This window comes from Desulfotomaculum sp., assembly GCF_982386235.1.
On the sequence record NZ_CEVWQM010000031.1, the window covers coordinates 1 to 12,034 of the forward strand.

Annotated in this window: 12 protein-coding genes; 2 read left to right on the forward strand and 10 right to left on the reverse strand. The window is 43.9% G+C overall.

From position 1 onward, the window contains the following. Positions 1-269 precede the first annotated feature (269 nt). Entirely contained in the window at positions 270-446 is a 177-nt protein-coding gene (locus AC1U9Z_RS15430) for a transposase domain-containing protein (RefSeq protein WP_479958241.1), read from the forward strand. Between the two features lies 1 nt (position 447). Continuing rightward, positions 448-729: a hypothetical protein gene (locus tag AC1U9Z_RS15435; protein ID WP_479958242.1), complete on the forward strand. Its 282-nt coding sequence runs from the start codon at positions 448-450 to the stop codon at positions 727-729. 324 nt (positions 730-1,053) lie between these two features. On the opposite strand, the gene AC1U9Z_RS15440 is transcribed toward AC1U9Z_RS15435, so the two are convergent. From AC1U9Z_RS15440 to AC1U9Z_RS15485, 10 genes are all read right to left on the reverse strand, one after another. Then, the gene (locus AC1U9Z_RS15440; protein WP_479958243.1) at positions 1,054-3,426 is read right to left on the reverse strand and encodes an ATP-dependent nuclease; all 2,373 of its coding nucleotides are present in this window, start codon (positions 3,424-3,426) and stop codon (positions 1,054-1,056) included. A gap of 301 nt (positions 3,427-3,727) precedes the next feature. Further along, on the reverse strand, positions 3,728-4,396 hold the full coding sequence (locus AC1U9Z_RS15445) for an ABC transporter ATP-binding protein (protein ID WP_479958244.1): 669 nt from the start codon (positions 4,394-4,396) through the stop codon (positions 3,728-3,730). A gap of 11 nt (positions 4,397-4,407) precedes the next feature. After that, positions 4,408-5,076, reverse strand: a complete 669-nt coding sequence (gene modB, locus AC1U9Z_RS15450) for a molybdate ABC transporter permease subunit (protein WP_479958245.1) — start codon at positions 5,074-5,076, stop codon at positions 4,408-4,410. A gap of 11 nt (positions 5,077-5,087) precedes the next feature. Further along, positions 5,088-5,885: a molybdate ABC transporter substrate-binding protein gene (modA, locus tag AC1U9Z_RS15455; RefSeq protein ID WP_479958246.1), complete on the reverse strand. Its 798-nt coding sequence runs from the start codon at positions 5,883-5,885 to the stop codon at positions 5,088-5,090. Positions 5,886-6,112: 227 nt separating this feature from the next. Continuing rightward, entirely contained in the window at positions 6,113-6,727 is a 615-nt protein-coding gene (gene cobC, locus AC1U9Z_RS15460) for an alpha-ribazole phosphatase (protein WP_479958247.1), read from the reverse strand. Positions 6,728-6,746: 19 nt separating this feature from the next. After that, on the reverse strand, positions 6,747-7,856 hold the full coding sequence (locus AC1U9Z_RS15465) for a DVU_1551 family NTP transferase (RefSeq protein ID WP_479958248.1): 1,110 nt from the start codon (positions 7,854-7,856) through the stop codon (positions 6,747-6,749). Further along, positions 7,856-8,896, reverse strand: coding sequence for an XdhC family aldehyde oxidoreductase maturation factor (locus tag AC1U9Z_RS15470; protein WP_479958249.1), 1,041 nt, complete (start codon positions 8,894-8,896; stop codon positions 7,856-7,858). Before AC1U9Z_RS15470 ends, AC1U9Z_RS15465 begins: the two co-directional genes overlap by 1 nt. Before the next feature lie 11 nt (positions 8,897-8,907). Then, positions 8,908-10,221: a DVU_1553 family AMP-dependent CoA ligase gene (locus tag AC1U9Z_RS15475; protein WP_479958250.1), complete on the reverse strand. Its 1,314-nt coding sequence runs from the start codon at positions 10,219-10,221 to the stop codon at positions 8,908-8,910. Then, positions 10,212-11,582 carry a radical SAM (seleno)protein TrsS gene (gene trsS / locus AC1U9Z_RS15480; protein ID WP_479958251.1) on the reverse strand — a complete coding sequence of 457 codons (1,371 nt, stop codon included), beginning with the start codon at positions 11,580-11,582 and terminating at the stop codon, positions 10,212-10,214. The genes AC1U9Z_RS15475 and trsS overlap by 10 nt, the downstream gene beginning before the upstream one ends. Beyond that, positions 11,579-12,031, reverse strand: coding sequence for a DVU_1555 family C-GCAxxG-C-C protein (locus AC1U9Z_RS15485; RefSeq protein WP_479958252.1), 453 nt, complete (start codon positions 12,029-12,031; stop codon positions 11,579-11,581). Before AC1U9Z_RS15485 ends, trsS begins: the two co-directional genes overlap by 4 nt. Between the last annotated feature and the right edge of the window lie 3 nt (positions 12,032-12,034).

Below are 12,034 nucleotides of genomic sequence, written 5' to 3' on the forward strand. Positions count from 1 at the left end.
ATGAAGCGTCAAACACTTGAAAAAATGAGTGAACCGGGTCAATCAACCTATCGTTTTGTCCCAAAAAATTCTGTCTTGGCGTTTCTTGATTCACTGTGACTGATCGCTTTATGTGCTGACTTTTTATGGAGAAGCTTCATGATGCAACTCGCTCCGCTTCGCCCCAGCACATAAATATACTCAGCACATAATTACGTTTATGTGTTCAAGAACATAAACGTAAAAATTGGTTGTTCTGCAATACTGTCAAAGGCGCTGCATCAAGCTCGGTGGTTTATTCAATCATAGAAACTGCCAAAGCAAACGGGTTGTTGCCCTTTGAATACATGAAATTCCTACTTGAAGCCGTTCCATCCGCATCAGTTGGGGAATTGGATGCCCTATTACCGTGGGGCGAAGCCATCCCCGAAAGATGCCGAATGCCATTGAAAAAGGAGAATGCCTAAGATGTCCTATGGCACCGCATCTAAATTTATGATGACCTTTGTCCAGGAATATCTGGACGGAAAGCGTAGCCGCTTAGATTTTGATCTTGATTTCAACCATTACCTGATAAAGCACTATGCAAAAATGGAACGAGAAAATCCCGATCTTGCGGAATGCTTTAATTTTTACCTAGCAGAGGAAGGATTTGACCAAGCGGTGGGCCTGTCGGATGACCGGCACAGAAGGCTAATTCAAAAACAATTTAACAAATTCAAAGCGGCCCTGCATGATGGATTTTTCTAGGGGGAGAAAGTTATCCATATCCCCTTCATCCATTCCCGGGCGCTTTTTTTATATGTTAGCATACCCGTGGTGCTGAAAACAGGTGATGTAGGGTTTGACGCTTACAAAACTCTGATAATTTTTAAATACATCGGGAAAGAAATGATTCAATCCCCATAGACATTGCATCTCTTCTGCGGTTTCGTGCTATCGAAATTATCCAAAGTTAGGCAAGATCGATTTTAAATGTAAACCCAAGCTTCTGAGCAGCTTGGGTTTTTTACGGCCTAACTTCGGATAATTTGCTATGGATAATGCGAACCATAGTAAAAAGCATACGGCATTTTAATCTGAAGCAATATCTTTTATACATTTCAATAGTTTCTTTATATCTTCATGTAGTTCATTTGTCATTATTTCATCAATCAAACTTAGAATAAAATTTTCTCGATTAGGCGTATTCCTCTTTATTGCATTTATTCTTATTTCATCAAGAATATCTTTCCCACACAATATATCTCTCTTTGAAGAGTTCTTAATGTATTCTTCTGCTTCCTTACGAACTTCAGCTTCGTCTTTTTTTACCATTTCAATATCTTCAAAGTTTAGCCCCGTTTCTTCTTTCATCTTCTGCATTTTTTTGCGTTGAAGTTCTTTTTCAAATTCAATTGTTATATTGTATTTCATTTTAGAATAATATTTTAGTATTACGTCTTCAATTATTTTACTATCTATGTCAGCATTGTATTTTTTCTTCAGCACTCTAATCAATAACGAATCAACTAATAAATAGTTTTCAAATTCCTTCTTTTGCCATTCAACAACCTTAAAACCTTTTTTAATAAGTTTTTTAGCTTCACTCTTTTGATCTTGTGGAAACCTATAATCCCTATCAAAAATGGCAAGCTTTTGTACGCTTTCCCACTCAGATGGAATATATTTTTCTAAGCGATTGGTCAATACACCAGTTCTTCCATCAAAATCAATGAAGTTTATCATTTCATAATATTTACTTTTATTTATCCCTACGTTTTCACATAACCTTTTTATATATTTAACATCATCATCACCTTCAACTAAAATAATTCTTTTGCCAATTCCAATGCCCACTAGTTCTTCCGTTGTTGCACCTATCGTTCTAAACAATTCAATAATCTCATCCGTTTGGTTGATTCTACCCAAATTACCATCTTTCAATGATAATACTTGACTTGGTGATACGCAATTTATAATATCCTTAGAGTGAGTTGCTATTAATAATGTAACATTATACTTTTCTGCTAGTTCATTAAAGAAAAGTATTACATCTTTTTGGAGTTTTGCATTTAAATGTGCATCTGGTTCGTCTAGTAATATTAAAAAGGGTTCCCCTATTAATGTTTGTGCAACTACTTGAATAAATTGAAGTGTACCCATCCCCAAGCTAGATATATCTAATGAGTATCCTTTATTATTACTATCAACAGTTTCATATTTTACACTGATATATTCATCTAAATCCTCAATAAAATTAACCCTAAGATTTTTAACACCAAATATCCGATCTAAATTGTCTTTTAATATATCATATTTATTTTCTTTAATGGTACTTTCCTTTTTTTCTTCAGTTTTATTTTTATTACTGATTTCCAAATCCTCTTCATGTGAATTTTTATCTGAGTTTTTCAAATCAAGTAGTATATTTCTAAATAACATATTATAGTTTCCGGACTTCATTAAACTATTATATCTTCCTTTATATTTTCTTTCTTCGTTTAGCGTAACTGTAAAAAAAGTTGGAATTAAAGTTACTGATTTTTTTAAGAACTTGTTTATTTTTTCTTTACTTATTCCATTAGAACAAGACCTGAGCCTTACTGAGAAATATTCACCTACTATACGCATGTCTAATTCTATAAAGATTTCATTTTGAAATTCGAATTTAGCAAATTTTACACCTTTACTATGTTCACTGGGAAATGTATTTATATTAAATAATTCCTTAAAATTATCAATAATAAACGGAACATTTTCCATCCTAGTACCTTCAACATTTTCTTTGTCTGCCATCATGAATCCATTTTTATTAAATTTAATTTTCTTCTCATTAATTAGCCTATATAATGCTCTATATGCGAATAATATTCCTTGAATCAAAGATGTTTTACCAGCATTATTGGCTCCAACTAAAACTTGTAATGGGTAGTTAAATTCAATTTTTGCATTTTTAATACTTTTAAAATGTTCTATTTCCATAGCTTTTAATTGTAAATCCTCTTTACAGCTAATAAAGTTCTCAATTTCTAAATATCTTTTAACGCAACCTATTAATAATTGGAAATTTTCTTTAAAGTCCTCAAATCCATTAAATTGAAAAATTTTATATGGAGAATAATTTAATAATAATCGCCAATCGCTATCTAACAAATAGCCAATATCTTGAATTTTCTTCATATTGTTTTCTGTACGTCTAATTAATTCAACTTGGGTATAACAAGTATCATGTGTCGTATCACAAATTATTATTAGTTTGAATAATCCAATTCCTTTATAATATACCAATCTTCTTGTATCAACTTTATCATGTTTACCATTATAGTGATAAAACGCAGCATTAGTACCCAGTGTCAAGTCAAACTCTGATAAATAATTAAAAATTATTTCTATCCATTTATTATCCTTAAAAGCTGCATACGTAAATTCACACTCATTTTTCCATTTTTTGAATTGTTCTTGCATTATTTCTTATCCTCCAACTTCCAATTATAGATATATTCGCCATTACTAAAAAAGAAACAACATAATAAATCTAATAATAGAATTTTATCATCCCAGGTATGAAAATGTTTAAGAAATATGTCGAATAATATTAACGCAACTCTGTATAGTACCTATCCTAATAATAACGAATGACCTCCAATCTTTCTTAAGGATGGAGGTCATTCTAAATGTATAGATACATTTTATTTTATTTAATATGATTGGTTTTTAGTACCCGCTTTATTTGCTAGTATACAACTGGATTTTTTAGTATCGAGCTTTATTTTCCAACAACATGGCTCACGGCTATTTCTTGCACTCTTCCTTTTTCTATAACGATTAGTTGGTCACCCAAATACTCTGCTTCTTCCTCATCATGTGTTACTAAGACAAAGGGAACCTGCCAGCTTTTGTGCAGGTTTTTTAGTTCTTGCCTTAGGGCAAGCCTGGTGTTCCTATCTAAAGCACTTAAGGGTTCATCCAGCAGGAGCAGCTTAGGCCGGGTGGCCAAGGCCCTGGCCAGGGCCACCCTTTGTTTTTCACCGCCGGAGAGCTGCCGGGGGTAACGGTTTAGCAAATGGCCTACCCCAAAGGAATCAAGCAATTCCACTGGGTTTACTTCCAGATCCGTCCCTGCCCGGCGGCTCTTGGGACCGTATAGTACATTGTCTTTCACCGTCAGATGAGGAAAGAGGGCATAGTCTTGAAACAGGTAACCAATGTCCCTGTGACGGGTGGGCACATTAATATTCTGTTCTGCTGAAAAAACTAGCTTGTCGTCAATTTTTATACTGCCTGCGCTTGGCTTTAGTAACCCGGCCAAGCATTGTAAGACCGTTGTTTTCCCGGAGCCAGAAGGCCCTAAGAGCACCACAATTTCATTGGCTGCCTTTAGCTTTAGCTCCAGGTTGAAATGCCATAGGTTTTTGACCAAATTTACTTCTAACAAAGACCCACCCCTTAGTATGTCTGCCGCCTAGCCCAGCGGTTAACCCAGAAAATGACTAGAAAACTGAAAACCGTAACAATCGCCACAAGGGTTCTGGCAGTCGTGTTGTCCCCAGCATCCACAGCAAAGAAAATAGCCACGGGTATCGTTTGGGTCTGCCCTGGTATATTGCCCGCCACCATTAAGGTAGCACCAAATTCCCCCAAGGCCCTGGCAAAGGCTAACACCAGGCCGGCTAACAGCCCCGGCCAGGCCAAGGGCAGACTGATGGTAAAGAATATTCTAAGCTCACTGGCCCCTAAAGTTCTGGCCGCCTTCTCAAAGCTTATATCGACACTTTTAAAGGCTGCCTTGGCACTCTGATACATCAAGGGAAAGGACACCACCGTGGCTGCCAGCACAGCGGACCACCAGGTAAAAATAACGGTTATGCCAGCTTCAGCCAATGCTCGGCCCACCATGCCGTTTTTGCCTATCAGTATCAGCAAACCATAGCCAATCACCGAGGGGGGCAACACCAAGGGCAACGTTATGCATGATTCCACCAAATCTTTGCCAGCAAACTCACCCCTGGCCATGAACCTAGCCAGAGGCACCCCCAAGCAGGTAACAATAACTACCGCAATGATTGCCACCCGCAGTGAAATAATTACTGGCGACCAGTCGTTAAGTGCAAACATAGGACTTCCCTTTACTTTTTAGCTATTTTAAAACCGTATTTTTCAAATATCCCTTGGGCCTCAGCACTGGCCAGAAAATCTGCATAGGCTTCTACGGCCGCTTGCTGTTTCGTATCCTTGATGATGGCCATGGGATAGACAATGGGTTTGTGGGATGCAGCCGGAGCGGTTGCCACGATTTTACTCTCTTTCGCAATCAAAGCATCCGAGCGATAAACCAGTCCCGCATCAACATTGCCGGTCTCCACATAATTTAATACCTGACGGACATCCTTGGCCAAAACCAGTTTGGGTTGCAGCTTATCCCATAAATTAAGAGAGGTTAGTGCTTCCTGGGCATATTTCCCTGCCGGAACAGACTCGGGCGTACCAATACTAATCTTACCAATCTCTGCTCCAGCCAGGTCGGTAAAATCCTGGATGGTACTATCCTTGGGAGCTACCAGTACCAATTCATTCTCTAACAGGTCCTGCCGGGAATTTTCAATAATTAGACCCTTTGCGGCCAAGTCATCCATTTGTTTCTTCCCTGCCGAAATAAAAAGATCCACCGGTGCCCCTTCTTCTATTTGCTTTTGCAGAGTCCCGGAGGCGCCGAAGTTATAGGCAATTTTTACCTCGGGCTGCTGCTTGGTATAGAGCACTTTTAATTCTTCCGCCGCTTCCTTTAAGCTCGCCGCTGCGGAGACGGTAAGCTCAACCTGTTCAACCTTAGCCAGGCTTTTTTCTTTGGCAGAATCATTGACACAACCAGCTAAACCAAACACCATAACCAATAACAGACTAAGTAGAACCAGCATTTTTTTCATTATTTTATCCTCCCCTAATAAAATTAAAACCGCTGCCCAAGGCAACGGTTTTAATTCATTACTTTATTTACTTGTTCACCTTGCCCTTGCGGACAGGTGTCCTTTCGTGCCCGAGCTAAAGCCTGCCATAGCACAGCGGCCAAGCCTCGTGACTGAGCAATGAATCCATCACACAGTCCTATACATATATTTACAAGGATACTAATTTTTTGATTAAAGGTCAATACCTAAACAGGCATCATCCGGTATAGTTTGTTCATTACGGTTACTCGGTACTTCTCGTTGCTATAACTAATCAAATTCAAGCAGCCGTAATCCTGGCTAATCCGAAACATATTTTCTATTGGCATGCCCAATACATGACAGAGGATGAGGCGGTTTACTCCCGCATGACCAACAATGAGGATATTGCCTGTGGTGGTCCTTAATATCTCTGCAAGCTTAGCTAGGACCCGCTGGTTACACTGATTAAAGCTTTCTCCCCCCGGGGTACAGAAATTGGCAATATCCTTACCCCTTTGAATAAACTCAGAAGGAAACCTGCGGCGGATTTCTTCAAAATACCTGCCTTCCCATTCCCCCAGATGTATTTCCCGTAATTCTGGACAAACATTCGGTGCCAGCTTGTGTTTAGCTGCAATCATTTCCGCCGTTTGACGAGATCTTTGTAAATCACTGCAAAAGATTTGTCTGAAACGAACATAACTAAGTTCTTGTCCCAAACGTTTCACTTGGGTAAGGCCATCTGCACTCATGGGCAAATCAATTTGCCCGATGAACCTTTTTCCCCCTTTCGTTTCCAGGGCCCCATGCCTAATTAAATAGATATATCTTTGTTCCATCTTTTATACCCCTTAAGTTTCATATGATGTTTGCCAATGGAACGGTCAGCACCTTCTCTATCTCCTGCTCAATCCTTTGGGCCTGCTGCAATCTCCGGATTACTGTATTTAAGGCAGCGTCCTCCGAACCATACTTTTGCAGACTATCTCGAAATCTTCGGGCTAGGGAAACAGGTCGATCCTCTTGCACTAACTTATCCGCTAGATAAACAACGGAGGTTTCGTTGATGTTGTCCTCACCTAAACTGAGTTCCATATGCTGCAGCACGATTTCTGCCACCCTGGGGTAACCCAGTTGTTGCAACAGCTGGGAGCCTGCCTGGGCATGACCCTTTTGGCCCCTGGCAATGTCGTGCAATAGGGCCGCAGCCACAATTAAATCAAGGTCAAGCTGATAGTCTGCGGCATTTAATGTCCGGGCTATTTTTTCAGCCACCTGCGCCACTGCCAGGCAGTGCCGTATCACTTGGGGGGTTACCCCGGCGTTATTAAGAATTACGAAGCATTCATCCTTGGAGGGAAGGTCACTGGCCATCATTTTACAGATCCTTTGATAATCGTCTGGGGTATCCATATCCAACAGCACCCCCTGGTCGCTGACCGCAACGTCCTTAGCAGCAGACTCAAACTCTGCCAACAAAGCCCTTAGCCCCCCCTCCCCTGACCAAGCTGCAATATTATCTTGATAGCTGGCCGAAATAAGGGGCGGGTGACCTCGTTCACCCTTTAAACAGGGATAAACAATACCTGCTGACTGGGCCTGATAGGCAGCCACCAGTTTGGCCACGGTGGTTGCTTGAACCAAAGGAATATCCCCTGGCAATAAAAAGAAGGCTTGGGTAAAAGGTTTAAGTCTGCTCACCCCTGCCTGGACTGAGGAAAACATCCCCGAGGCATAGGCATCATTAAGGACAATATTAACCCCTAGGGACTGCAGCACCTGTATCAGTTCCTGAGCCCTGTGACCTACCACCACATGGATATCCAGAATCCCAGCTTCCTTGAAAGTAGACACGGATTTCTCAATGACGGTGGTCTCTGCCAAAGGTAATAAAGGCTTAAAGGAACCCATCCGGGAGGAAAAACCTGCCGCCAAAATAATTGCCGCAATATTTCTTACTTCTTCCATTAGCCTTGTGCCGCCCGAACCTGAATTAATTCTGCGACGATGCTGACAGCAATCTCCTCCGGTGTCTCTGCCTTGATCTCTAATCCGATGGGGGAATAAACCCTTTTGATATCCTCCTCGGTGAAGCCTTCCTCCCGCAGGGCACGGTAAGTGGCATTCCGCTTGCTCTTACTGCCAATCATACCGATATACCGAGCCTTGGTGCCTAAAGCTTGGGCCAGCACAGTTTTGTCAAAGGCATGTCCCCTGGTTACAATGACCAAGTAGCTATCCTGATCAATGGTCAAATCTTTCAGGCACTGTTCAAAGCCAGCCAAAACCACAACCTCATCGGCGGTGGTAAAACGCTGCCGGTTAGCAAACTCGGACCGATCATCCAGTACGATGGTTCTGAAGTCCACCAGGGACGTTAGGGCCGCAAGTTTCTGTGAAACGTGCCCTGCACCAAAAATATAAACCGTGCCGTAGGTACTAATGGGCTCCACCAGGAAGCTCTGACCTTCCAGGCTGATCACCTGTGGATATCTGGCAGCGGTTAGGTTGACAAAGTGACCTAACCATGCCGACGGCCCGTTAAAGGTTCCCCTAAGGGATTGATCCTCCCTAACCAAAAAGGAGAGATTATGCTCCCCTGGGCCGATGGCCAAGGGGGTTACTAAAACAGCCCTTTGCCGTTTTTCGATGGCTTCTACAAGCTCTTGATAGATTTGCCGCAAGGGACCGTATGCAGCATCCATATATTCCACCAGAACCTCTAATCTTCCGCCACAGATCATATCCATCTGGCCCGCTGCACCACCGGCAAGGTTGTATTCCCTGATAACTGCTTGCTTACTTGTAAATACCTCAGCTGCCAGCTTTTGTACCATGGCCTCCACCTGGCCTCCCCCGATGGTCCCCAGGAAAGAATGATCCGCTCGCATTATCATTTTAGCCCCGGCGGTACGGGGGGCCGAGCCGGATTGAGTTAAGATCGTGGCCTGGACAAAGCTTTCTCCCTGTTCCAAAAGTTTTAACATCTCTTGGTATAATTTTTTCACTGTGTTCCCCCTCATTTCCTCAGGTCATTGAGACACCGTTTGGCGGTACTGACCGCCATCTGGTCAGGCAAGATAGATAAGTGCAGTTCTAAACTCCCCTGGCTGATTGACCTTTCAATAACAGGCAGTTTTGTCAAAGCATTTTTAATCTCTGACAACCCACGGTCATCTACCCCGCCAACCATTTTTAGCCCAATGGCTAACCGATCCGTCCCCTCAAAACAAGTCAGGCTGGCTTCATAGTTAAGCAGTCCCGGCATACCGAATAGCACCTCATCAAGTTCCGCCATCGTCAAAGCCCCGCCTGCCAACTCACAGGCCCCTTTAACACGTCCTACCACCAAGCCCATGCTTCTTAGGCTGGTACCGCAGGGACAGGGTTCCGGCAAAAACCTCGCCCAATCACCGGTACGGTAACGGATCAGAGGCATGCCCTGTCTGGTTAGGGTGGTAAACACAATTTCCCCCATTTTACCATCCGGCACTAATTCACCGGAGATCGGATCAATCATTTCAAAATATAAGTCTGCTTCTCTCAGATGATAACCAGCTAAAGCAGCACACTCAACACCACCGCCAAGTCCCATTTCAGTCATCCCATAATGGTTGAATACTGGGCAACTCCAACTTTGCTCAAGTTCTCGTCTAATGGCTTGGGGTACATAATCCGTGCTTAACAGCACACTTTTTAAGCCAAGGGGGACTCTCCTGCCCCGCTCATCCCGGTATCTTGCCAGAGCCAGCACTTGGCTAGGTATGCCCACCAGAGAATTCACCTCCGCTGCCTGGATGATGGCCAGCGTTTGGGCCGGATCAGCAACCAAACCATGGGGTATGCCCTGGGCACCCAGTCTGGTTAAGGCCCTGGCCAACAAATCCCCCACACTGCCAGTAAGTTCCCCCGGTAAAAGGATCAGCACCCGATCCCCTGGCTCCACTAGGGTGGACATGCCAATGTGAAAAAAATCAATGGTTAATTCCTGATCCGCCTTGGTGAAGAATAATCTTTTGGGTGCTCCGGTGGTTCCCGAGCTCCGTAAGGTGACCACTCTGTTTATTTGATCCTGGGAAACACACAGGAAATGCAATGGGTTGCCCCGAATGTCCCCGGCCGTGGTAAAGGGCAGGTGTTTTACATCCGCCAGACTGGTTAGCTTGGGCCAACCGGCCAGTTTTTTACGATAAAAGGGGCTATGCTGAACGGCTACAGCAAGGGTCTGCTTAAGTTTATGCAGTTGATAATTTTGGATAAGCTCTCTGGTTAAAGCACTTCCCTTAACGCCTAGCTTGGTGGCAATCCAATGATGCAGCGGGGTTATTTGCATCTTTGTGTCACCTGTCGGTACAAGGCCTGACCCTGGCTGTCTGTTAGGTTATAAGCACAGAAGGGAATCAATTTATTTTCAGGGGACATCACATGAATGCAACAATCCCTCAATCTTTCTAAATCCAAATTCCAAGCGTCTTGAAAGGCCATACCGGAGATACTGAAGGTATGGGTCTTGGCTCTTTCAATAAAGGCATCCCAAAGGGCAAAGTTCCCAGCACTGGTATTTAGGGAAACGGTTTTGACTTGGGGTGCCGTCCAGTACTTAGCCACAAAGCTCCTGGCTTTGGCCGCACCCTCCTCGGCCCTTTCGGCGGTCCCGCAGCACCCTTCATGCTTCGTCCAGGACCTCAGTTCTCCATCGGGCATCAGTAAAAAATTGCCATGAAAGGAACAAAGGGCATTTTCACAGCCGGGTGGTTTAAAACTTTCTGTTTTAATCCTACCCCCGCTTTGCTGCTCTATTTGCCGAATGATCGCGGGAATCGTGATGCGGTCACAATCCGCCGGAGGTTCGGGGTAACGTCCAAAATAACTTACAGGCTGAAAATGAACGCCCCTGACGGTGGGTAAATAACTAAGGGCCAAGTCAATGATGGCTCCAATCTGCTGGCTATTTACCCCTGGCACCAGGGTGGGTACCAACACAACACCCAGGTTGCATTGGCGGCAGTGTTCAATGGCTGCCAGTTTTTGCTTAAATAGGTCCCTGCCCCGCAGGGTCTGATAAATGTCATCTGTGGTGCCGTCAAACTGTAGAAAAACCGATGCCAGGCCCGCCTGCTGGCACCTCTTGACAAAGGAAAGATCCTCCGCCAGACGCAGGCCATTGGTATTTAGCTGAATAAAGTTAAACCCCAGGGACTTGCCCAGGCTGATTATTTCCGGCAAATCGTCCCTTAGGGTCGGCTCGCCGCCAGATAGTTGTATATTATAAGGGCCTCCAGCTAAGAGGATCTGGTCAAACCAATCTTTAATTGTGGCTCGATCAGGGTCTGCGGCGGGGCTTGTACCGGCATCGGCAAAGCAGTAGTTGCAGCCCAAGTTACACCGTTGGGTGATCTCCAACAATACCGTGCAACTATGCTGCCTGTGGTCAGGGCAAAGGCCGCAGTCAAAGGGGCAGCCCTTGCTTACTTCGGTGAAGCAGACTTTGGGCTGGGAGGGTATTTTGGGCCTGGCCCAGCTTTGATAGGCAGGGTCACCTTGCCAAAGCAGTGTTTTAACCGGGCCATGCTCCGGGCAGTCCTTGACAAGATAAACCCGATCACCCTGCCTCAGTCTATGGGCCGGCAATCTCCTTAAACAATGGGGGCAAACACTTTCCGTGCTGCTTAAAATCAGGTCCTGTTCACTCATGACCTTACCTCGGTGAGCTCAATACCATGGGCTAAAAGAAGTTCCTTGACCTTTTCATAGACTTCGCTGACAATATTGCCGCATTTCATAGACACCAGCTTGTATTGCAATTCATCACCTAAAATATCACTGCAGTTATAGCCCCCATACTCAGACGTGTGCTTATCCTTAAACCAATCAACCAGTTCAGAAACCATTAAATCAAACTTCTCATGGGGCTGTTCTTCAGCCGTGCCTTTACCGGCATAAAGACCTAGTAAGCAGGCTCCTCCGGTTAAGGCCCCACAGGTCTCACCGGAAAATCCCAAACCACCTGCTAAACCCGCCATGGCCCTGATAAGATCCGGGTCACTTTTGCCTTGGGCCTCCAGCCCCAACTGCAATAAAATCTGGCTGCAGGAAAAACCCTGTTGGGCCAGTTCAAACATGCGAAACATCGCTTCTGACATGGT